Below are 22,754 nucleotides of genomic sequence, written 5' to 3'. Positions count from 1 at the left end.
CTCCTACAGTGGATCTCGGCAAGCCACAAATTTTGTGGAGGACACAGAATCGGTAGGGGCCGGCTTGCTGGCGAAGGCGGTGTGTCAGGCGATTGATTCGTCATAGGCACACCGCTTTCGCGAGCAAGCTCACTCCTACAGTGGATCTCGGCAAGCCACAAATTTTGTGGAGGAGACAGAATCGGTAGGGATCGGCTTGCTGGCGAAGGCGGCGTGTCAGGCGATTGATTCGTGTCAGGCAAACCGCCTTCGCGAGCAAGCTCACTCCTACATTTGATCGTCGTCCGGCTCGGAATCTGCACAAGGTCAGGCACGGTTTTGGTCTGCGCTAAATTCTGCGGACGCTGCGGAACCTGTAGGAGTGAGCTTGCTCGCGATCTGGCGCGCAGCGGCAGTAAAACCGGTGCGTGAGGCGTGTCAGGCGTTGCCAGGGCGTCAGGTTTACTGCCGCTGCGCGCCAGGTCGCGGGACAAGCCGCGCTCCTACTAAAGCAGCGCCATTTAAATCGAACAATCCGACTTCACATACGCGGCGCTGATCCGGGTCCAGCCTTCGCCCGGGCTGGTCTGGGCGCAGACCGTGCGGTGGGCGCCTTGCCAGAGGAAATAGGGCGCCGGCGCTGCCCAAATGGCAAACGAGCTGGCAACCAGTGTGAGGAGCAGGGCGATGCGCAGACCCATGACAGTTTTCCGTGGCGACTGAAGCGAATTCACAAAACGCTGCAAGTTTCGCACCCCCCATGGAAAGTTTTCTGGCGCTCGTTGCCGTCGATTTGCAGGAAACCGGCAGTCTGCTGTCGCGCGGCGGCGCAAACCGGATCCCGGTCCGCCAAATGCTGCCGGAATCATTGAAGAATCAACGCTTTGTATCACCGCTGAAAAACTGGTTCGATTATTGCTATGACCTGTTCAGTACAGCTACAGACGGCAAGCGTCTGTCGGAGGAGGAAGACTGTGGACAAGTTGCTATACGTGGCCATGAGCGGAGCGTCAGAAAACGCCATCGCCCAAAAAGCCCATGCCAACAACCTGGCGAACGTTTCGACCAACGGGTTTCAGCGCGACCTTGAGCAGGCGCGCTCGATGCCCGTGTTCGGTGAGGTCAACCCGTCCCGTGCGTACGCCATGAGCGAACGTCCAGGCACTGACTTCAGCCAGGGCGCGATGGTCGACACCGGTCGCGAACTGGACGTCGCCGTCAAAGGCAACGGCTGGATGGCGGTGCAGACAGCCGATGGCGGCGAAGCCTACACCCGCACCTCCAGCATGAACATCGACGCCCTCGGCGTGTTACGTGATGGCAATGGTTTGCCGGTCATGGGCAACAGCGGGCCGATTGCCGTGCCGCCTCAGCAGCAGATCGAGATCGGCGCCGACGGCACCATCAGTGTCCGCTCGCTGGGTGAAAGCCCGCAGGTCATGGCGCAGATCGACCGCATCAAGCTGGTCAAGGGCGACCAGACCACCATGGAAAAAGGCCCCGACGGTCTCATGCACACCAAAAGCGGCAGGCCGGCCCAGGCCGATGCCGACGTCCAGGTCGAATCCGGGTTTCTGCAGGCCAGCAACGTCAACGCCGTTGACGAGATGACCTCGGTGCTGGCGCTGTCCCGCCAATTCGAACTGCACATCAAGATGATGAAGACCGCCGAGCAGGATGACGAGTCGATGGCTCGCGTCTTGCAAATGGGCTAATGACTGACAGCTTGCGCCGATAAACAGGCGCTCGAGGAGATTCAAACATGCTTCCGGCACTCTATGTTGCTAAAACCGGTCTGGCCGCCCAGGACACCAACCTGACGACCATTTCCAACAACCTGGCCAACGTTTCGACCACCGGTTTCAAAAGCGACCGTGCGGAATTCCAGGACTTGCTCTACCAGATCAAGCGTCAGCCAGGCGCCCAGTCCACTCAGGACAGCGAGCTGCCGTCGGGCCTGCAACTGGGTACCGGTGTGCGCATCGTCGGCACCCAGAAAAACTTCACCGCCGGCAGCCTGCAGACCACCAACCAGCCGCTGGACATGGCGGTCAACGGCCGCGGCTTCTTCCAGATCCGTCAGCCTGACGGCACCCTGGCGTACACCCGTGACGGTACGTTCCACCTCGACAGCAACGGCCAGATCGTGACCTCCAACGGTTACGCGCTGGAGCCTGCGATCGTCGTTCCGCAGGATTCGCAGACCTTCACCGTCGGCGAAGACGGCACCGTATCGGTCACCACGTCGGCCAACGCCGCGACCCCGCAGGTCATCGGCAACGTACAGACCGCCGACTTCATCAACCCGGCCGGCCTGCAATCCCAGGGCGGCAACCTGTACCTGGAAACCGCATCCAGCGGTGCACCGCAGGTCGGTACCCCGGGCCTCAACGGTCTGGGCGTGGTCAAGCAGAACACCCTGGAAAACTCCAACGTCAGCACCGTTGAAGAACTGGTGAACATGATCACCACCCAGCGCGCCTACGAGATGAACTCCAAAGTGATCTCGACCGCTGACTCGATGCTCCAGTACGTCACGCAGAACCTGTAAGCCGGTCTTGAAACACCTGATGTCCTGCTGCGAAACACCTGATCAATTCCAAGGGGCGCCTGAAAAGCGCCTGCTACACCGCGAGGTTTTAAGTGTCATGAAACGGCTCTCTGTATTGCGGCTTTCCCTGTTGGCAGCACCGCTGTGCGGTATCGCGCTGCTGACCGGCTGCGTTGCGCCTGCGGCCAAACCCAATGACCCTTATTACGCGCCGGTGTTGCCGCGCACGCCGCTGCCTTCAGCGGCCAGCAACGGTTCGATTTATCAGGCCGGTTTCGAGCAGAACCTGTACGGCGACCGCAAGGCTTATCGGGTCGGCGACATCATCACCATCACGCTCTCCGAGAAGATGGCCGCCAGCAAGGCCGCCAGCTCCGGGATCAGCAAGACCAGCAAGACAAGCCTTGGCCTGACCTCGCTGTTTGGCGCTGGCGTCAGCACCAACAACCCGGTCGGTGGTGGCAACCTCAGCCTGGACGCCGGATACACCGGCGACCGCGCCACCAAGGGCGACGGCAAGGCCGCACAGAGCAACAGCCTGACCGGCTCGATCACCGTGACCGTCGCTGACGTGATGCCCAACGGCATTTTGCTGGTGCGCGGCGAGAAGTGGATGACCCTGAACACCGGTGACGAACTGGTGCGCATCGCCGGCCTGATTCGCGCCGACGACATCGCCACCGACAACACCGTGTCGTCGACTCGCATCGCCGATGCACGCATCACTTATTCCGGTACAGGCGCGTTTGCCGATTCCAGTCAGCCAGGCTGGTTCGACCGATTCTTCCTCAGCCCGTTGTTCCCTTTCTGATAGCGGGATAGCCATGATCACGTTCAAGCAACTGATAGCGGCAGCGCTGCTGTTCACCACCGCACTCGGCGCCCACGCCGAGCGCCTGAAGGACATCGCCAGCATTTCCGGCGTACGGACCAACCAGTTGATCGGTTACGGTCTGGTAGTGGGGCTCAACGGTACGGGTGACCAAACCACCCAGACGCCGTTCACCCTGCAGACCTTCAACAACATGCTCTCGCAGTTCGGTATCAAGGTGCCGGCGGGTTCCGGCACCGTGCAGCTGAAAAACGTCGCGGCCGTGGCCGTGTACGCCGACCTGCCGCCGTTCGCCAAACCGGGTCAGCAGATCGACATCACCGTATCGTCCATCGGTAACTCGAAAAGCCTGCGCGGCGGTGCCCTGTTGATGACCCCGATGAAAGGTATCGACGGCAACGTCTATGCCGTGGCCCAGGGCAACCTGGTAGTCGGCGGCTTTGATGCCGAAGGCCGCGACGGTTCGAAGATCACCGTCAACGTTCCGTCTTCCGGTCGTATCCCGGGCGGCGCATCGGTTGAACGTGCCGTGCCGAGTGGTTTCAACCAGGGCAACTCGCTGACCCTGAACCTGAATCGCAACGACTTCACCACCGCCAAGCGCATCGTCGACAAGATCAACGACATGCTCGGCCCTGGCGTCGCTCAAGCGCTGGACGGCGGCTCTGTGCGGGTTACCGCGCCGCTGGACCCCAATCAGCGTGTCGATTACCTGTCGGTCCTGGAAAACCTGGAAATCGATCCGGGCCAGACCTCCGCCAAGGTCATCATCAACTCGCGGACGGGCACCATCGTCATCGGCCAGAACGTCAAGGTCTCGCCGGCAGCCGTTACCCACGGCAGCCTGACCGTGACCATCACCGAAGACCCGATCGTCAGCCAGCCGGGCGCGTTCTCCAACGGCCAGACCGCTGTGGTCCCGCGTTCGAAGATCAACGCCCAGCAGGAAATGCACCCGATGTTCAAGTTCGGTCCGGGCACCACGCTGGATGAGATTGTCCGCGCGGTTAACCAGGTGGGGGCAGCGCCAGGCGACTTGATGGCGATTCTCGAAGCACTGAAACAGGCTGGCGCGTTGCAAGCCGACCTGATCGTGATTTAAGAGGCAAACTAGATGAGCATTCCAAGCGGCGGCGTCTCTTCAGGTGATTCAGGTGCGTACACCGACCTCAATCGTCTGACGGCCATGAAAACCGGCGATCGCGACAGCGAGGGCAACCTCAAGAAAGTCGCGCAGGAATTCGAGTCGCTGTTCGTCAGCCAGATGCTCAAGGCCATGCGTTCGGCCAACGAAGTGCTGGCCAAGGACAACCCGATGAACACCGCGGCGACGCGGCAGTATCAGGACATGTACGACCAGCAACTGTCGGTGAGCATGTCTCGCGAGGGTGGCGGTATTGGTCTGCAGGACGTGCTCATGCGTCAGCTGTCGAAAAACAAAGGCACTGAAGTCGCGCCGGCCAGCACCGGGCTTGTGTCCGGCGGCAAAACGGATCTTAAGTCCGACGCCAAGACGGATGCCCCCGCGCAGACCGGCCTGGCCACGCGCATCGCTCAGCGTCCGCTGTGGGCCACCCGTTCGGTCACCGCGCCCGCCGCAACCGACGGCACCGTGCACAACGACGTCGCGGCGCTGAATTCCCGTCGCCTGTCGCTGCCGAGCAAACTCAGCGACCGCATCATGGCCGGCATTGTGCCAAACACGGCGGCAGGCCAAGACGCGAGCGCCAGCGCTACCACACTGAAAAACCGGATTGCCGTCTCCAATGCCGTGGCCGCCGCGAAAAGCGCAGGCTCCCAGGGCAATGGCGATTGGACGGTCGGGCCGCAGTACGCCGCGGATGCCGACGCTTATGTTCGCAGCCGCGTGCAGACGCCGCTGGCGCCGGGCAAGAGTGCATTCGCCAACCGTGATGACTTCGTCGCCACGATGATGCCGCTGGCCAAGGACGCTGCTGCGCGTATCGGTGTCGATCCGAGCGTGCTGGTGGCCCAGGCCGCGCTGGAAACCGGCTGGGGCAAATCGATCATGCGTCAGTCCGATGGCGGCAGCAGCCACAACCTGTTCGGCATCAAGGCCCAGGGCGGCTGGAAAGGGCCGGAAGCCCGCGCCATCACCAGCGAGTTCCGCGACGGCCAGATGGTCAAGGAAACCGCGGACTTCCGTGCCTACGACTCGTACGCCAGCAGTTTCCACGACCTGGTGAGCTTCCTGCAGAACAACAGTCGCTATAAAGAAACCCTGAAATCAGCCGATAGCCCGGAACAGTTTGTGAAAGAGCTGCAGAAAGCCGGATACGCAACCGACCCGTCCTATGCCAGCAAGATTTCTCAGATAGCGAAACAGATGAAGAGCTACCAGACCTACGCATCCGCCTCGGGCTCTTCCACGACTTTATAAGGTTTGAACCATGTCACTGATCTCAATCGGGCTTTCGGGACTCACCGCCAGCAGCGCTGCATTGACGACGATCGGCAACAACACTGCCAACGTCGACACGCAGGGCTACTCGCGTCAGCAAGTGATGACCGCCGCCGGGGCTCAGCAGAACATCGGCGTCGGTTTCATCGGCACCGGTACGACGTTGTCCGACGTGCGCCGCATCTACAACGGCTACCTCGATAACCAATTGCAGACCAGCACATCGCTCAACGCTGATGCTACTGCGTACTTGAGCCAGGCGAGCAAGCTCGACTCGATCCTGTCGGACAGCTCGACTGGCGTCAGCACCGTGCTGGCGAAGTTCTTCACTGACCTGAGCGCTCTGGCCAAACAGCCTACCGACAATGCGGCGCGCACGACCTTTCTGACCAGTTCGAAGGCGCTGGCCGGCCAGTTCAACACCATCTCGGCGCAGATGAAGGACCAGAACGCCAGCATCAATACCCAGCTGACCACGGCAACAGGGCAGGTGAATGCACTGGCGTCGTCCATTGCCGTCCTCAACAAGCAGATCACCGAGACCCAAGCTTCCGGCGGTCAGCCCAACACGCTGCTCGATTCGCGGACCGAGGCGGTACGTCAGCTCAATGAACTGGTGGGCGCCAAGGTCGTTGAAACCAACGGCAGCTATGACGTTTATATCGGCACCGGCCAGCCGCTGGTTACCGGCACCACCTCCAACACCTTGAGCGCGGCGCCGAGTGACAGCGACCCCAGCGTGTATGCGCTGAAGCTGAAATATCAGAACAACGTCGTCGATGTTTCAAGCGTGGTGACCGGCGGCTCCCTGGGCGGCCTGCTGCGTTATCGCAGCGACGTGCTGCAGCCAGCCGCCAGCGAATTGGGCCGTCTGGCGGTGGTCGCTTCCGACCAGATCAACAGCCAGCTCAACCAGGGCGTGGACGCCAACGGCGACTTCGGCATTAACCTGTTCACCAGCGTCAATGACCCCAGCCTGACCAGCCAGCGCAGCCTTGCCAACACGACCAACGATCAGTCCTCGGGCAACTTCGCGGTGTCCATCGCCAACAGCGGCGCGCTGCAGACCAACGATTACCAAGTGACCTTTACCGATGCCAGCGGCCAGTACAGCGTCAAGCGTCTGCCGGACGGCAAGGACATGGGTTCTTACAACACCAGCGCCACCGCCGCGCCGGTCATCGACGGGTTCTCACTGAAATTCAACGGCACCTCTACCGAGGGTGACAGCTTCAAGATCAGCCCGACCAAGACCGGTGCCGACGGCATCAAGGTCGTGATGACCGACCCGAAAGACATCGCCTCGGCCAGTCCGCTGACCGGCAGTGCTCTCGTGAGCAAAGGCTCGGGGACGTTCACCCAGCCCGTGTTGTCGACCCAGGCCGACATCTACAACCCGACTGCGACGGCCGACCTGCGTAACGCGCTGACCGCCTCGACGCCGATGCGTTTGCTCATGGGCGATGTCACCAATGGTGCTCAAGCCTATACGCTGGTCGATGCACAGGGCGTGGCTGTCAAAGACAAGTCCGGCAATGCAATCACCGGGTCAGTTGTTCCAGGCCAGTCCAACGACATCAGTCTGGAAGTGGGTTACACCGACTCGTCCGGTGCTGCGCAGTCGTTCAAGTTCGGCATGACCCTCGCCGGAAAGGCCAACAGCGGCGACACCTACAGCATTGCCATGACCGGCGCCGGGTCCCTGGACAACCGCAATGCGGTGTCAGTGGGTACCCTTCAGACCAAACAGACCCTCGACAGCGCCGCCGGCAACGGCACGGGCATGAGCCTGAGCGGTGCCAACGCCAACATGATCACCACGGTGGGCAGCAAGGCGGCCCAGGCCAGGGGCGACACCACGGCGACCACTGCCGTGCTGACCCAGGCGAAAAGCGCGCGCGACAGCGTTTCCGGTGTGTCGCTGGACGAAGAAGCCGCCAACCTGGTCAAGTATCAGCAGTACTACACCGCTTCGTCGCAGATTATCAAAGCGGCTCAAGCCATCTTCAGCACGCTGATCAACAGCCTGTAAGGAATCGTAATCCATGCGTATCTCAACGACCCAGTTTTACGAAACCAGCGCCACGAACTACTCGCGCAGTTACGCCAACGTCACCAAGACCGGCGATGAAGTGGCCAGCCAGGTCAAGCTCAACACCGCCGGCGACGACCCGGTCGGCGCTGGCCGCGTGCTGCAGTTGCAGCAGCAGGGCACGATGCTCAATCAGTACAAGTCCAACATCGACACGATCAATACCACCGTCGTGCAGACCGAGACGGCCTTGACGTCGATCACCTCGGCGATTCAGCGCGCGCAGGAGCTGGTACTGGGGGCGGCGAACACCTCGTTCACCGACAAGGACCGCCAGGCCAACGCCTCCGAGCTCAAGGAGTTGCAGGGGCAGATTCTCGGACTGATGAACAGCCAGGACGCCGACGGCACCTATCTGTTCTCCGGTTCCAAAGGCACCACCGCGCCATACGCTGTCAGTTCCGACGGCACCTACAGCTATCAGGGCGACCAGACGCGCAACCTGCTGGCCGTCAGCGGCGGCGTTTCCATGGCCAGCAACACCACCGGCTGGGATGCGTTCGAAACTGCGACCAACACCACGCGCACCTCGACGACCCTGGTCGCGGGCGCTGATGACGGCGTGATTTCGTTGTCCGGCGGCAGCGTCAGCAACGCTTCCACCTATGACAAGAGTTTCACCGCCGGCCAGCCGTACAAGATCTCTTTCACCAGCAGCACGTCGTACACGATCCTCGACAAGAACAACCAGGATGTGACGGGCGAGGCGACGTCTACCGGCAAGTTTGCGTCCACCAGTTCGGCGAACCAGCCCATCACCTTCCGTGGTCTGGAACTTAACCTGAACATCAACTTGACCAAGGATCAGTACACCAACACCACGGCCGCAGACGCGGCGGTGAAGGACCACACCTTCCAGCTCGGTGTATCCCCCAGCACCGTGAGCACCTCGCGGCTGCCGGCCAACACCTCCACTGACGTGATCACCAGTTCGGTGGTGACCGACCAGGCCGCGTTCGACAAAACCTTCCCGTCGGGCGGCGCTGTCGTGCGCTTTACCGACGCCACCACCTTCAATCTGTACGCGGCGCCTTATGACGCGGCGACCAGCAAGCCGGTGTCCACCGGCACGCTGAGCGGCAACACGGCAACGGCCTCCGGCGTGACCTTCACGTTCAGCGGCTCGCCAACGGCAATGGCGGCAGGTGATCAGTTCACCGCGCAGTCGTCGACCCAGCAAAGCCAGAACGTGCTGAACACCTTGTCCAAGGTCATCACCGCGCTCAACGGCAAGGTCGATGGCGACCCGGTTGCCCAGCAGAAACTGCAGGCCACCATGACGTCTACCATCGGTAACCTGAAAAGTGCCGCCGAGCAGATCATCAATGCAACCAGCGAAGGCGGTGCCCGGGCCAAGACAGCGACCGAACAGGGCGTGACCAACCAGACCATGATCGACAACGGCACCACCGAATCGGGCACGATCACCGCGTCCGACCCGGTCGATGCCATCGCCCGTCTGACTCTGCAGAAAACCATGCTGCAAGCCTCGCAGCTGGTGTTCACCCAACTGTCTGCGCTGAACCTGTTCAGCAAGTTGTAATCGGCCCAGCGGAGGGCGGCCCCTGAGCAGCAGGCGTCGCCACCGTTGAGCGTCAACCGTATTGTCAGCGGTTATGCCGATCCTTTCCCCTGGGAACGGCGCCGCTCGTGAGTCCCGCCCGTGAATTCAGCTCCCCTCGTCAGCCTCGTCATTCCCGCCTACAACCCGCGCTTTTTCCAGCGAGCCCTGCTCGATGCCCTGGCTCAGACCTATCGGCCCCTTGAAGTGGTGGTCTGCGACGACAGCCAGACCGACGAGATCCAGCGCATTGTCGAAAAATACCTCGACTCAAGCGCGGTCACGCTGCGTTACGTGCGTAACCCCAAACGTCAGGGTTTCGTCGGCAACCTGCTGGTGTGCCTGCACGAAGCACAGGGCGAGTTCATCAAGTTTTTCTGCGATGACGATCGGCTGTTTCCGGCCGCCGTCGCGCGTCAGGCGAGCATTCTGGCGCAGCATGACGACGTCAGCCTGGTGCTGGCCCAGCGCTATTTCTGCGACCCGCAGGACATCCAGCTGCCGGTGCGCATCGAGAATGCGCCCCTGGCCGAGTCCAGCTCGGTGTTCTACGGCGCGGATCTGCTCTCCGTATTCGATATTTCGCCAACGAACTTTCTCGGCGGGTTCAGCAGCTCATTGATGCGTCGCAGCGACGTGCAGGTGATTCTGCCGGCGCTCAGGGAAGTCGGCGAAGGCTTCACCGCGCTGGTGGATTTCGTGCTTTACGTCTGCCTGCTCAAGCGCGGCAACATGGTCATGCTCAACGACGTGCTCAGCGCCGAACGTTTGCACCCGGACCGCTTGAGCCACCAGCAGTGGGTCAGGGACCTGATCCCGGACGAGCGCCAGTGGCTGGGCAAAATGCTCAAGGCGCGGACCGGCGAAAACGCTCCCGAATATGGCTGGGTGCGCTTTGTCCCGCTGACCGAGGCGCTGGAGCAGCCTCGCGTCTGGCAAGAGCTGCCGCTCAGCCGGATGCTCGGTGATCGACAGGCCTCCTTGCCGTGGCGGGTCGGTACCGACAGCGAAAGTTTTGCCGAGCTGTACCAGCAATGGCTGAGCTTCCGCACCCTGTTTGGCGCCGATCGCCTGCGCGTTGCCGATAACGTCGCGACATGGCCGTTGCAGCCGAAGATGGTGGCGGTGGTGCTCGACGAACACGCCAGTGCCGCCGGCGTGGCCCTGACCCTTGGCAGTCTCGACGCGCAGTTGTACGCCGCCGAACTGACCCTGGTGCTGTCCAGCGCCTGCGAAGCGCCCGTGCTTGATGGCCGCGTGTTCACCTTGCCGCTGCAGCCCGACTGGCTGGCGCAACTCAATGACCTGTTGCCCCAGCTCGACCGCGGCGACTGGTGTTACCTGCTGCGGGCCGGGGATCGGCTGACCGATTGTGCGTTGCTGATCCTCGCCGAACGCGCGGCCCACTCGCCAGACGTGTTGTGCCTGTACGGCGACGAAGGCGCGCTGCATGAAGGCGAATCGGCCGAGCCGGTGTTTCGCCCTGACTTCAACCTCGACCTGCTGCGCAGTTATCCCTACGTCGGCCGGGTTCTGGCGTTTCAGATCGACGCGCTGGTCAGGCTTGGCGGCTTCGATTCGGCTTACGGCGAACTCGCGCCCCATGACGCCATCTGGCGCCTGACCGAAGCCCACGGCGTGGTGGTTCAGCACGTTTCGGAAATCCTCGTTGAGTCGCAGTTTCCGTTTCAGGCGTGGCTGGCGCTGGATGAGGTGATGGCGCAAAACGCTCCGGTGCTCGGCGCACACCTGCAGCGCATGGGCATTGCTCATCAGCTGCACGAGGTGGAAGGGCAATGGGTCAATCATATTGATTACCTCAGCGACGCGCGTCCGCTGATCTCGATCATCGTCGTCCATCAGGACCAGTTGGCGGCGTTGCAGCGCTGCGTCGAGTCGCTGCTGTCGAAGACCACTTACGATCACTTCGAAGTGCTGATCGTCGACTGCGCCAGTCAAAGCGCGGAGGCGCGGTCCTGGCTGGCAGACATGCAGCAGATCGGCGGCGACACGTTGCGCGTCCTGCATTACGAAGGGCAGGGCAACGGCGCCGACGTGCGCAATTTCGCCGCCGGCCATGCCCGTGGCGAGCACTTGCTGATGCTCAGTATTTACGCCGTGGTGGCGGATTCCGCGTGGCTGGGCGAACTGGTCAATCACGGGCGCCGCGAGGAAGTGGGCGTGGTCGGCGCCAAGCTGTTTACCCCTGAGGGCCACATTCTCCAGGCCGGCCTGATTTTGGGCTACCACGGCCCGGCCGGCCCTGCGTTCTTTGGCGAGCCCTTGCACGCGGCCGGTCATCTGCTGCGATTGCAGGCGGCCCAGGACCTGAGCGCGGTGGGCGGCCATTGCCTGCTGGTGCGCCGCGCCTTGTTCGAGCAGCTCGGCGGCCTGAACGGCAACGAGTTCAGCGGCAGCCTGAGCGAAGTGGATTTCTGCCTGCGTGTGCGTGAGTCCGGCCATTTGGTGGTCTGGGCACCGCGTGCCGTGCTGGCGATCGGCGCTTCGACACCGGCGGAACAGGCGCGCGAAAAACAATCCCAGGTCGACGATCAGCACGCCTTTTATAAACGCTGGTTGCCGATCCTCGCCCGTGACCCGGCCTACAACCCCAACCTGCGCCTGACCGGTTCGTTCTACAGCCTGGAGCCCGGCCTGAAAAAAGGCTGGAACCCGTATTCCTCGCGGCGTTTGCCGAATGTGCTGGCGATCCCGGTCAACAGCACGGCGGTGGGTCACTACCGCGTGTCCCAGCCGTTTCTGGAGCTGGAGGCCGACGGCCGAATCGCCGGGCGGATGAGCTACGACCTGCCGTCTATCATCGATCTGGAGCGTCAGTCACCGGACGTGATCATCGTGCAGTGCCGCTACAGTCAGAATTCCATTGATCAGGTCGCCAGCCTCAAGGCGTACTCCAACGCCCGGCGTATCTACGAGTTGGACGATTACGTGATCAGCGTGCCGAAAAAGAACGGTCACATGCGCAGCATGCCGTCGAACATGGAAGCCATGGTGCGTCTGGGCACCAGCCTGTGTGATCGGGTGGTGGTGTCGACCGTGACGCTGGCGGACGCGCTGTCGGGCATGCACCACGACATCCGTGTTGTTCCGAACATGCTGGCGTCTCAGCTCTGGACCGGCCTGCGCAATCAGCGCCGGACATCGAAGAAACCTCGGGTTGGCTGGGGCGGCGGGACCAGTCATGCCGGCGATCTGGAAATTATTGCCGAGGTGGTGCGCGAGCTGGCCGATGAGGTCGAGTGGGTGTTCTTCGGCATGTGCCCCGCGTCGCTGCGCCCGTATGTCCACGAGTTTCATCCGTCCGTAGGCTTGCTGGCCTATCCGGCCAAGCTGGCGACGTTGAACCTCGACCTCGCGCTGGCGCCGCTGGAGCACCATATTTTCAACGACTGCAAGAGCAACCTGCGGCTGCTGGAATACGGCGCGTGCGGCTACCCGGTGATCTGCACCGACACCCGGGCTTACGACGGTTACCTGCCATGCACCCGCGTGATGACCAACAGCACCGCCGAGTGGCTGGAAGCAATCCGCATGCACCTGGCCGACCCGGACGCCAGCTACCGCATGGGCGATGAGCTGAAAGAAGTGGTCATGCGCGACTACGTCCTGCGCGGCGACAACCTTCAGCATTGGGTCAACGGCTGGCTGGCGGATTAAATTCAGTGTTGTAGTGGGACCGGCTTCAGCCGGGAAGGGGGCGAGTGCGTGCGACGCAAGAATTCAGGGTCCGCCGCTGATCGGTGTAGGAGCGCGCTTACCCGCGAAGAGGCCAGTACATCCGACGCATATTGATCGTCTGTTCTTACGCCTTCGCGGGCAAGCGCGCTCCTACACTGGGTTTGCAGCGTCTCACTGCTCACGGTTGTATGCACGATCCGTAGGAGCCGGCTTGCTGGCGAACGGTCGATCATTCACTGCTGCTGTGGCTGGTCCAACGCATTCGCCAGCAAGCCGGCTACAGACCTTATATTCGCCGTGAATCCCTGCTGACGGCTTCCCGGCTCAAGCCGGTCTCACATCCGCGTTCATATCCGTTCTCACTGACTGCACACGCCGCTTTAGTGGGACCGGCTTCAGCCGGGAAGGGGCCATTGCGTGCGACGCAAGAATTCATGGTCCGCCGCTGATCGGTGTAGGAGCGCGCTTGCCCGCGAAGAGGCCAGTACATCCGACGCATATTGATCGTCCGTGCCTACGCCTTCGCGGGCAAGCGCGCTCCTACACTGGGTTTGCAGCGTCCCACTACTCACGGTTGTCTGCAGGCTCCTTGACCTTATATTCGCCGTGAATCCCTGCTGACGGCTTCCCGGCTCAAGCCAGTCCCACATCCGCGTTCATATCCGTTCTCACTGACTGCACACGCCGCTTTAGTGGTACCGGCTTCAGCCGGGAAGAGGCCCGCATCTGCACCCTCAATTCTGCGGCATGACGAATGCCGCTTTCCCGGCTAAAGCCGGTCCTACTGATGGAACGCGGTGTGAATGTAGGACCGGCTTCAGCCGGGAAGGGGCCATTGCGTGCGACGCAAGAATTCAGGGTCCGCCGCTGATCGGTGTAGGAGCGCGCTTGCCCGCGAAGAGGCCAGTACATCCGACGCATATTGAACGTCCGTGCCTACGCCTTCGCGGGCAAGCGCGCTCCTACACTGGGTTTGCAGCGTCCCACTGCTCACGGTTGTCTGCAGGCTCCTTGACCTTATATTCGCCGTGAATCCCTGCTGACGGCTTCCCGGCTCAAGCCGGTCCCACATCCGCGTTCATATCCGTTCTCACTGACTGCACGCGCTGCTTTAGTGGGACCGGCTTCAGCCGGGAAGAGGCCCGCATCTGCACCCTCGATTTTGCGGTGTGACGAATAACGCGCTCCCCACCAAATCCAGTCCCTCCCACTGCGCGCAGTCCCGCCATCCAGAGTTGGCGTGCTTCCTGCTTCGTCTCCCCGATATCGCCATTGATCATCTTTTTGACGCCTGGCCGCATCACAGGGAAAACGTAATGCACCGTCATCCATCTCCGGGAAATACCATGCCGTTCGATGCCCAACTGACTCTCGTGGTCCTCACCCATGACCGGCCCGCACTCTTGCGCCGGACGTTGCAGTACTACAGTTCGTTGTCGGCCCGCGTGCTGGTGCTGGATGCTTCGCTGCAGTCAGCCGCAGACATTGCCGCGCTTTTCCCGCAGGTGGATTACCGCCACGTGCCGCAGTTCGCCGAGACCGGCATTCAAAGCAGGATCGCCTACGGGGTGACCCAAGTGGCCACGCCGTTCATGGCGTTCGTGGGCGACGAAGATTTTCTGATGCATGACGCGCTGGCCCGGTCGGTGGAATTCCTCGCCGCCAACCCGGATTACGGCCTGTGCCACGGCTATTGCCTGATGTACCAGGCCCATGGCGACAAGGTCGAATACTTCCGCCGCGACAAAAAGGGCCCGGAAGACTTCGCGTCCGAGACCGCCGCCGAACGGGTCCAGAGCTTCATGGACCACTACATTCCGCCGTTCTACGCCGTCACTCGCACTGCGCTGCTGCAACAATGGTTCGCCGCCTTGCCCCAGGGCATCAGCGGCGAACTGCAAGAGTTCGGTCACGCGTATTTCCTGCTCTCGGCCGCCAAGGCGCGGACCCTGCCGATCCCCTACGTGGTCCGCGAGCTCAACCACCGGCTTTCCGACCGCCCGACCCACATGTTGAAAAAGCTGAGTGACAGCGATCCGTCAGCCGTCCTCGAGCGCCACGAATTCGCCGGTTTTCTGGCAGGTCTGACTTCGACCCTCGGCGAGCTGAACGCAGCCGACGGCATCGAACACGTCAAAACGACTTACGCCACCCTTCAAAGCTGTCTCGAAGATCAGCGTTCCCTGGGCCTGACCAGCATCGTGGTGTCGCGCTGGAACGACGTGTTCAAACCTGCGGACCGCCAGTTCGGTCCCCGTCAGTTCGTTGAAATGCCGTTTTACAACCAGGCCTTTTTCGACGTGCTGGCCGAGATCGAGTTTCTGATCCACGCGCTGCCGGCCGGCAAGCTGCAGATGGAGCATCTCGAAGGTACTTGGGTTCAGCACGAAGTGCTGCTGCGCTCACACGGCAACGACAACCCCGAAACCATCGCCAACCGGATGTGGGAAGCGATGGCGCTGAACATCTTCAACCCGTACATCGTCGAACCGCTGGTCGGTGTGATGGCCCGCCAGGATGACCCCGAAGAAGCCGCGCAAATGTCGCGTTGGTTGCAGCGCCTGAATTCGGTCCATCGTGAAGACCATCGCATGACCCTGGCCGGCATGCCATCGGGCCAGCTTTTGCAGTGGCTGGACGCACGCCAGCCGAGCCCGGGCGATGCACAGGCCATCCTCAGTCGCATCAGCAGCCTCGGCGGCGGGCCGCAGTTCGGCATTCTGTTGCTCGACCTGAACGATGACATGAACAAATTGCAGGTCACCCTGGACAGCCTGGTCGAAGGCCATTGCAAGACCTTCAAGGTCGTGGTCTTCACCAGCGGCGAGCCACCGGCGGCGACCAGCGCGCAAAATACCCTGCATTTCGTCAAGGTCAGCAAGAGCAACTGGGTCGACAAGGTCAATCAGATCGCCCGTCAATCCACCTGCAACTGGCTGATGCTGGCTGAAGTGGGCGACGCTTTCACCGCCGGTGGGCTGTTGCGCGCCTCGCTGGAACTGCAGGCCGCGCCTGACTGCCGCGCGGTGTTCGCCGATGAAGTTCAACGTGAGGCCAGTGGTGCGCTGACCCACGTCATGCGCCCGGGCTTCAACCTCGACCTGCTGCTGAGCAACCCGACGCTGATGTCCCGTCACTGGCTGGTCCGCCGCGACGTGCTGGTCGAGGCCGGCGGATACTCCGCCGACTTTGCCCAGGCCGCCGAATTTGAACTGCTCCTGCGTATCATCGAGCAGGGCGGCATGGGCTGGCTGGCGCATCTGGACGAGCCGCTGCTGGTCACCGACGCACAACCCCTGGAAGAAAACCCCCAGCAACGTCTGGCCCTGACCCGGCACCTTAACAATCGCGGCTTCAAGGCCCAGATCAACCCGGCGGCACCGGGCACCTGGCGCATCGACTATCGCCACATCCAGCGCCCGCTGGTGTCGATACTCGTCCATGGCGTTGACGACCTGCCGGTGCTGCAGCGTTGCCTGGCGAGCGTCCTGTTGCGTACGCGCTACGCGAACTACGAAGTGCTGATCGCGGACGATCACAGCGTGTCGGCAGAACTCAGCGAATGGCTGAGCCGCCAGCAAAAAGGCCGCGTGCGCGTGATTTCCATGGATCAACCGCTGAGTCAGTCCGCGCTGATCAACGCGCTGCGCGAACAGGCCACCGGCGAATACCTGGCACTGCTCTCGGCCCATGGTGAAGTCATCAGCCCGAACTGGATCGACGCCTTGCTCAATCAGGCAATGCGTCCGGAAGTCGGCGTGGTCGGCGCCAAGCTGATCGAGCGCAACGGCACGGTCAGTCAGGCGGGTCTGATTCTCGGCATGAACGGCGGTGTGGGTTCGGCGTTCGTCGGCGAAGCGAAAGACGCAGCCGGCTACATGAGCCGTTTGCTGCTGGACCAGAATTACTCCGCGGTGTCCGACGCCTGCCTGATGGTGCGCAAGGAGATCTTCGACGCCGTCGGCGGCATGGATCAAGAGCATTTCGCCGACGCCTTCGCCGACGTGGACCTGTGCCTGAAAGTGGCCCAGGCCGGGTACCTGACGGTGTGGACGCCTCACGTGCAGTTCGTGCACTCGGGCGCATTGCCTGACGCGCCACAGACGCTGGCCGCGCTGCAAAACAAATGGTCCGGGGCGTTTGCCCACGACCTGGCGTACAACAAAAATCTGCAACTGACCGGCAAGGGCTTCACCCTCGCTCCGGCCGACGGTTCCAGTTGGGCCGAGCTGCTCGCTTAAGGCCTTCGGGTTAAAGGACTTCTTCATGTTCAACGGCAAATCAGTGTTCATCTCAGGCGCGACCGGCTCGTTCGGTCGCATGTTCATCCGCTCGCTGCTGGCGCGTTATCAGCCCCGGCGCGTGGTGGTGTTTTCCCGCGATGAACTCAAGCAGTACGAAATGCAGCAGGAATTCAACGCCCCCTGCATGCGCTATTTCCTAGGCGATGTGCGCGATGCCGACCGCTTGCAGCAGGGCATGCGCGGCATCGATTACGTTGTCCACGCGGCGGCGCTCAAGCACGTGCCGGCGGCGGAATACAACCCGACCGAGTTCATCCGCACCAACGTCAATGGCGCGGAAAACATCATTTCGGCGGCCATCGCCAACGGCGTGAAGAAGGTCGTGGCGCTGTCGACTGACAAGGCCGCCAGCCCGATCAACCTGTACGGCGCCACCAAACTGCTGTCGGACAAACTCTTCGTCGCCGCCAACAACATCGGTGGCGAAGAACAGACGCGGTTTTCCGTAGTGCGTTACGGCAACGTGGCCGGCTCCCGCGGTTCCATCGTGCCGTTCTTCAACAAGCTGCTGGCTGGCGGTGCGGTTGAATTGCCGATCACCGACCCGCGCATGACGCGGTTCTGGATCACCCTCGACCACGGCGTGGATTTCGTCATGCAGAGCTTCGAGCGCATGCACGGCGGTGAAGTGTTCGTGCCGAAGATTCCATCGGTGCGCATCGTCGATCTGGCCCAGGCCATGGCCCCGGACCTGCCGCACAAGATCGTCGGCATTCGTCCCGGCGAGAAACTGCACGAACTGATGGTGCCCCAGGACGACGCCCGGATGACTTTGGAATTCGACGACCACTACACCATCGTGCCGTCGATCCGCTTCAACAACGTCGACACCGACTTTGCCGTCGACGCCACCGGCGCACAGGGCAAGGCGGTCCACGACGAGTTCGAATACCGCTCCGACACTAACCCGGATTTCCTGTCGATCCGCCAGATCGGCGAGCTGCACGCTGACGTAAAGCCATGATTCCGTATGGCAGACAGAGCGTTGATCAGGCCGATATCGACGCGGTGGTCGAGGTGCTCAAGTCGGACTGGCTGACCCAGGGCCCGACCCTCGAACGCTTCGAAGTTGTGATGGCCGAGCGCTGTGAAGCCGGTTTCGCTGTGGCCGTGTGCAACGCCACGGCGGCGCTGCACATTGCCTGTCTGGCGGCCGGACTGGGGCAGGGCGACTGGCTGTGGACCAGCCCGAATACGTTTCTGGCCTCGGCCAACTGCGGGCGCTATTGCGGCGCCGATGTGGACTTTGTCGACATCGATCCCCTGACCTGGAACCTCGACACCGACGCCCTCGCGCGCAAGCTTGAAGTGGCCGAATCCACCGGCACGCTGCCCAAAGTGCTGGTGGCGGTGGCGTTTTCCGGACAGAGCTGCGACATGCGCGCCATCAGTGAACTGGCCCGGCGTTACGGTTTTGTGGTGATCGAAGACGCTTCTCACGCGGTCGGCGCGGACTATGCCGGGCGACCGGTAGGTTGCGGCGACTTCGCCGATATGACGGTGTTCAGCTTTCATCCGGTCAAAATCGTGACCACCGGCGAAGGCGGCATGGTGCTGACCAACAGCCCCAAACTGGCCGAACGTCTGCGCCGCCTGCGCAGCCACGGCATGACCCGTGATCCGGCGCAGATGGACGAGCCAAGCCACGGCCCCTGGTATTACCAGCAAGTCGAACTGGGCTTCAATTACCGGATGACCGACATGCAGGCGGCACTCGGGCTTTCGCAGCTGAACAAGCTCGACGGTTTTCTGGCCCGGCGTCGGCAGTTGGTGGCGCGTTATCACACGCTGTTGGCCGACCTGCCGCTGACCTTGCCGACCGCTCAAGCCGAGGCCGATTCCGCGTGGCACTTGTACGTCGTGCGCCTGCAGACCGACCTGATTACGCTGAGTCATCGTCAAGTCTTCGAAGGTTTGCGCGGGGCAGGCATCGGCGTGAACGTGCATTACATCCCGGTGCATCTGCAGCCCTATTACCGCGACCTGGGGTTCAAACCGGGTGATTTTCCCGCAGCCGAGGCCTATTACGCTCAGGCCATCAGCCTGCCGCTGTACCCCGCGATGACCGACGCGCAGCAGGATTACGTCGTTGAACAGCTTCACCGTTTGCTCGGCGAAACGAGCCCGGCGGCCATTTGATGCGAGCGAACCCATGAAAGGCCCACGAGCATGAGCGCCGTTGCCATCATCCCCGCACGGGGCGGCAGCCAGCGCATCCCGCGCAAGAACATCAAGCTTTTCAATGGCGAGCCGATGATTGCCCATTCCATTCGTGCTGCGCGGGCGAGCGGGGTGTTCGATCAGGTCGTCGTCAGCACCGACGATGAGGAAATCGCTGACGTTGCCCGCCACTATGGCGCTGACGTGCCGTTCATGCGCCCGGCGGACCTGGCCGATGCCTTCACCGGCACGGCGGCGGTGATTCAGCATGCGCTTTGTACTCTGGACGCCCTTGATCAGCGCTTTGATTACGCCTGCTGCCTCTACGCCACCGCGCCGCTGTTGCAGGCGTGCTATCTGCGTCAGGGCCTGGAAGTGCTCCAAGCAGCAGCAGAAAAATCCTATGCGTTTTCAGTGTGCAGCTTCGGCTTCCCGGTGCAGCGTGCGCTGTTGATCGACAGCGACGGCAGCCTGGGCGCGATGCACCCGGAATTTCGCAGCGTGCGCTCCCAGGACCTGCCAGTCGCCTATCAGGACGCCGGCCAGTTCTATTGGGGCCGCAGCGATGCGTGGTTGCGCGGCGATACGGTGTTCTCCGAACTCAGTCTGCCGGTGATTCTGCCCCGGCATCTGGTGCAGGACATCGACAGCCCGGAAGACTGGCTGCGCGCGGAATACCTTTATGCCGCGCTCAAGGCCGGCGGAGAACTGGCGTGATGCGCGTGCTGATCCGCGCCGACGCCTCGGTGATCATCGGCAGCGGTCACATCGCCCGCTGCCTGACCCTGGCCAATACGCTGCGCAACGATGGCGCCGATGTGCGCTTTGCCTGCCGCGAATTGCCGGGGCACTTGCTGCTGCGGCTGGCGGATCAGGGCTATGTCACCTATGCGCTGCCCGCACGTTATGGCGCTGAAGAAGACCAGGACATAGAGGCGGCGTTGCCTTGGCAGGCGGACCTGTCGGCCTTGGCCGAAGAGATTGAGGATGAGCCGCAGTTTGACTGGGTGATCGTTGACCATTACGGGCTGGATGCGCGCTGGGAAAAGGCGGCGCGCGGTCTCGCCGATAGGGTGATGGCGATCGACGATCTGGCCAACCGGCCCCATTCGGTTGAAGTGTTGCTCGACCAGAATTACAGCGCCCAGGCGCTGGATCAGCCCTATGCCGCCTGGGTCGGGCCTGAGTGCCAGGCCTTTCTGGGGCCGCGATTTGCCTTGCTGCGCGACGAGTTTCAGTGCGAGGCGATTGCCATCAAGTCTCGGGTGGAGCGGGTGCTGGTCAATTTTGGCGGCTTCGATGCGGCCGGGCAGGTGTACGCCACGATGCTGGCGCTTCAGGGGTTCGATGACGTGCAGGTGGATTTCGTCGCCGGTCTGCACAACCCCCATTGGCAGGCGATGAGCGAGCTGGCGGCGTCCCGCCCTGAATGGCGGTTGCACACGCTGAGCGCTGATTTTTTCGCGCTGATGCAGGCCGCCGATCTGTTCATCGGCGCCGGCGGCGGCACCACCTGGGAGCGCGCGGCGCTGGGTTTGCCGACGATCTGTATTTCGGTGGCGAACAATCAGCAGCTCAATGCGCAATTGCTGGCCGAAGCGGGGGTGCATCTGTATCTCGGGCCCCATGTGCAGCTTGAGGCCGGGCGTTTGCGTGATGCTATCGAGCAGCTTTGCGGCGATGCGGTGCTACGCCGGTCGTTCGCCGAACAATCGAGGTTGTTGGTGGATGGCCGTGGTGCCCGGCGGATCGCTGACGCCTTGGCGGCCCCGGCTAACCCAGGCAGTCCCGACACCGTAACAACGGAGCAGGGCGCATGAGCCGCTGCCCGTTCCTATTTTTATCGTTTGGCCTGGTGCCGACCGACGTCAATGCAGCGAGTGAGCAACGATGAACTCTTTCAAGATCGGTTTGCGAACCATCGGCCCCGACGCGCCGCCGTTCATCATTGCCGAGATGAGCGGCAACCATAATCAGTCGCTGGATCAGGCGCTGCGCATCGTCGAGGCTGCGGCGAAGGCGGGCGCCCACGCCCTCAAGCTGCAGACCTACACCGCCGACACCATGACCCTGGACATCGCCGAGGGCGAGTTCTTCATCAAAGACCCCAACAGCTTATGGGCCGGGACCTCGCTGTATGCGCTGTATGAACAGGCGCACACGCCCTGGGAATGGCATGCGCCTATCTTCGCCCGAGCTAAAGAACTGGGGCTGCTGGCGTTTTCGACGCCTTTCGACGAGACCGCCGTGGACTTTCTCGAAAGCCTCGACGTGCCGGCGTACAAGATCGCCAGTTTTGAGAACACCGACATCCCGCTGATCCGCAAAGTGGCGGCCACCGGCAAACCGATGATCATTTCCACCGGCATGGCCAGCATCGCCGAGCTGGATGAAAGCGTGCGCGCGGCGCGGGCGGCGGGCTGCAAGGATCTGGTGCTGCTGAAATGCACCAGCACCTACCCGGCGACACCGGCCAACAGCCACGTGCGCACGATTCCGCACATGGCCGGGTTGTTTGGCTGCCAGGTGGGTTTGTCGGATCACACCATGGGCGTTGGCGTGTCGGTGGCGGCGGTGGCCATGGGCGCGACGGTCATCGAAAAGCACTTCACCCTGGACCGCGCCGATGGCGGGGTCGACGCCAGTTTTTCCCTGGAACCGGCGGAAATGGCCAGCCTGGTCATCGAAACCGAACGCGCCTGGCAAGGCATGGGCCACGTGCAGTACGGCGCCACCGAAGCCGAACAGAAATCCCTGCAATACCGCCGCTCGTTGTACGTGGTGCGAGACATCGCCGAGGGCGAGATCTTCAGCGCAGACAACATCCGCGCCATCCGTCCCGGCCTGGGCCTGGCGCCCAAACATATCGATGCCGTCCTCGGGCGCAAGGCACGCCACGCCCTGAAACGCGGGACTGCGTTGAGTTGGGATGGGGTGGGTTAGGCGAATACGGGACCGGCCTTGGCCGCGAATTGGCTGTGAACGCGAATGTGGGTCCGGCTTTAGCCGCGAATTGGATGTGAACGCAAATGTGGGACCGGCTTTAGCCGGGAAGACGGCATACGCTACACCGTAAAATTGTCGTCGCGCACCAGGGCCTCTTCCCGGCTGAAGCCGGTCCCACTAAAACAGCGCGTGCAGTCAGTGATATTGG

General features: G+C 62.3%; 15 protein-coding genes. 14 read left to right on the top strand and 1 reads right to left on the bottom strand.

The features are described 5' to 3' along the window. Nucleotides 1–500 precede the first annotated feature (500 nt). Nucleotides 501–680: a hypothetical protein gene (locus tag BMY98_RS24390; RefSeq protein ID WP_074893053.1), complete on the bottom strand. Its 180-nt coding sequence runs from the start codon at nt 678–680 to the stop codon at nt 501–503. A gap of 273 nt (nt 681–953) precedes the next feature. On the opposite strand from BMY98_RS24390, the gene BMY98_RS24385 reads away from it, so the two are divergent. From BMY98_RS24385 to pseI, 14 genes are all read left to right on the top strand, one after another. After that, the gene (locus BMY98_RS24385; RefSeq protein ID WP_074893051.1) at nt 954–1,694 is read left to right on the top strand and encodes a flagellar basal body rod protein FlgF; all 741 of its coding nucleotides are present in this window, start codon (nt 954–956) and stop codon (nt 1,692–1,694) included. 47 nt (nt 1,695–1,741) lie between these two features. Next, complete coding sequence (gene flgG / locus BMY98_RS24380; protein ID WP_074893049.1) at nt 1,742–2,530, top strand: flagellar basal-body rod protein FlgG; 789 nt, start codon at nt 1,742–1,744, stop codon at nt 2,528–2,530. Nucleotides 2,531–2,627: 97 nt separating this feature from the next. After that, nucleotides 2,628–3,341 carry a flagellar basal body L-ring protein FlgH gene (gene flgH / locus BMY98_RS24375; protein WP_074893066.1) on the top strand — a complete coding sequence of 238 codons (714 nt, stop codon included), beginning with the start codon at nt 2,628–2,630 and terminating at the stop codon, nt 3,339–3,341. A 13-nt stretch (nt 3,342–3,354) separates the two neighbouring features. Continuing rightward, nucleotides 3,355–4,464, top strand: a complete 1,110-nt coding sequence (locus BMY98_RS24370) for a flagellar basal body P-ring protein FlgI (protein WP_074893047.1) — start codon at nt 3,355–3,357, stop codon at nt 4,462–4,464. Nucleotides 4,465–4,476: 12 nt separating this feature from the next. Then, nucleotides 4,477–5,763 carry a flagellar assembly peptidoglycan hydrolase FlgJ gene (flgJ, locus tag BMY98_RS24365; RefSeq protein ID WP_074893045.1) on the top strand — a complete coding sequence of 429 codons (1,287 nt, stop codon included), beginning with the start codon at nt 4,477–4,479 and terminating at the stop codon, nt 5,761–5,763. Between the two features lie 10 nt (nt 5,764–5,773). Beyond that, nucleotides 5,774–7,816 (top strand): flagellar hook-associated protein FlgK, encoded by a 2,043-nt coding sequence (gene flgK, locus BMY98_RS24360; RefSeq protein ID WP_074893043.1) that lies wholly within the window; start codon nt 5,774–5,776, stop codon nt 7,814–7,816. A 13-nt stretch (nt 7,817–7,829) separates the two neighbouring features. Further along, on the top strand, nt 7,830–9,419 hold the full coding sequence (locus BMY98_RS24355) for a flagellar hook-associated protein 3 (RefSeq protein ID WP_074893041.1): 1,590 nt from the start codon (nt 7,830–7,832) through the stop codon (nt 9,417–9,419). A gap of 120 nt (nt 9,420–9,539) precedes the next feature. Then, on the top strand, nt 9,540–13,115 hold the full coding sequence (locus tag BMY98_RS24350; RefSeq protein ID WP_074893039.1) for a glycosyltransferase: 3,576 nt from the start codon (nt 9,540–9,542) through the stop codon (nt 13,113–13,115). A gap of 1,367 nt (nt 13,116–14,482) precedes the next feature. After that, nucleotides 14,483–17,377, top strand: coding sequence for a glycosyltransferase family 2 protein (locus BMY98_RS24340; RefSeq protein ID WP_245760116.1), 2,895 nt, complete (start codon nt 14,483–14,485; stop codon nt 17,375–17,377). 25 nt (nt 17,378–17,402) lie between these two features. Beyond that, the gene (pseB, locus tag BMY98_RS24335) at nt 17,403–18,404 is read left to right on the top strand and encodes a UDP-N-acetylglucosamine 4,6-dehydratase (inverting) (RefSeq protein WP_074893033.1); all 1,002 of its coding nucleotides are present in this window, start codon (nt 17,403–17,405) and stop codon (nt 18,402–18,404) included. Continuing rightward, the gene (gene pseC, locus BMY98_RS24330) at nt 18,401–19,579 is read left to right on the top strand and encodes a UDP-4-amino-4,6-dideoxy-N-acetyl-beta-L-altrosamine transaminase (RefSeq protein ID WP_074893030.1); all 1,179 of its coding nucleotides are present in this window, start codon (nt 18,401–18,403) and stop codon (nt 19,577–19,579) included. Before pseB ends, pseC begins: the two co-directional genes overlap by 4 nt. Before the next feature lie 30 nt (nt 19,580–19,609). Next, nucleotides 19,610–20,317 carry a pseudaminic acid cytidylyltransferase gene (pseF, locus tag BMY98_RS24325; RefSeq protein WP_074893028.1) on the top strand — a complete coding sequence of 236 codons (708 nt, stop codon included), beginning with the start codon at nt 19,610–19,612 and terminating at the stop codon, nt 20,315–20,317. Next, entirely contained in the window at nt 20,317–21,420 is a 1,104-nt protein-coding gene (pseG, locus tag BMY98_RS24320) for a UDP-2,4-diacetamido-2,4,6-trideoxy-beta-L-altropyranose hydrolase (protein ID WP_074893026.1), read from the top strand. Before pseF ends, pseG begins: the two co-directional genes overlap by 1 nt. 70 nt (nt 21,421–21,490) lie before the next feature. After that, on the top strand, nt 21,491–22,543 hold the full coding sequence (pseI, locus tag BMY98_RS24315) for a pseudaminic acid synthase (protein WP_074893024.1): 1,053 nt from the start codon (nt 21,491–21,493) through the stop codon (nt 22,541–22,543). The last annotated feature ends 211 nt before the right edge of the window (nt 22,544–22,754 follow it).

This window comes from Pseudomonas graminis (assembly GCF_900111735.1).
GTDB lineage: Bacteria > Pseudomonadota > Gammaproteobacteria > Pseudomonadales > Pseudomonadaceae > Aquipseudomonas > Aquipseudomonas graminis.
Note: the sequence above shows the minus strand (reverse complement) of the source record. Positions and strands in the feature narration are given on the sequence as shown.

What these genes read in the sequence shown, in the direction of transcription:
- flgJ (WP_074893045.1), top strand. Translation starts at nt 4,477, where the DNA reads ATGAGCATTCCAAGCGGCGGCGTCTCTTCAGGTGATTCAGGTGCGTAC.
- flgK (WP_074893043.1), top strand. Translation starts at nt 5,774, where the DNA reads ATGTCACTGATCTCAATCGGGCTTTCGGGACTCACCGCCAGCAGCGCT.
- pseF (WP_074893028.1), top strand. Translation starts at nt 19,610, where the DNA reads ATGAGCGCCGTTGCCATCATCCCCGCACGGGGCGGCAGCCAGCGCATC.
- flgG (WP_074893049.1), top strand. Translation starts at nt 1,742, where the DNA reads ATGCTTCCGGCACTCTATGTTGCTAAAACCGGTCTGGCCGCCCAGGAC.
- pseI (WP_074893024.1), top strand. Translation starts at nt 21,491, where the DNA reads ATGAACTCTTTCAAGATCGGTTTGCGAACCATCGGCCCCGACGCGCCG.
- BMY98_RS24355 (WP_074893041.1), top strand. Translation starts at nt 7,830, where the DNA reads ATGCGTATCTCAACGACCCAGTTTTACGAAACCAGCGCCACGAACTAC.
- BMY98_RS24390 (WP_074893053.1), bottom strand. Translation starts at nt 680, where the DNA reads ATGGGTCTGCGCATCGCCCTGCTCCTCACACTGGTTGCCAGCTCGTTT.
- pseG (WP_074893026.1), top strand. Translation starts at nt 20,317, where the DNA reads ATGCGCGTGCTGATCCGCGCCGACGCCTCGGTGATCATCGGCAGCGGT.
- pseC (WP_074893030.1), top strand. Translation starts at nt 18,401, where the DNA reads ATGATTCCGTATGGCAGACAGAGCGTTGATCAGGCCGATATCGACGCG.
- pseB (WP_074893033.1), top strand. Translation starts at nt 17,403, where the DNA reads ATGTTCAACGGCAAATCAGTGTTCATCTCAGGCGCGACCGGCTCGTTC.
- flgH (WP_074893066.1), top strand. Translation starts at nt 2,628, where the DNA reads ATGAAACGGCTCTCTGTATTGCGGCTTTCCCTGTTGGCAGCACCGCTG.
- BMY98_RS24370 (WP_074893047.1), top strand. Translation starts at nt 3,355, where the DNA reads ATGATCACGTTCAAGCAACTGATAGCGGCAGCGCTGCTGTTCACCACC.
- BMY98_RS24340 (WP_245760116.1), top strand. Translation starts at nt 14,483, where the DNA reads ATGCCGTTCGATGCCCAACTGACTCTCGTGGTCCTCACCCATGACCGG.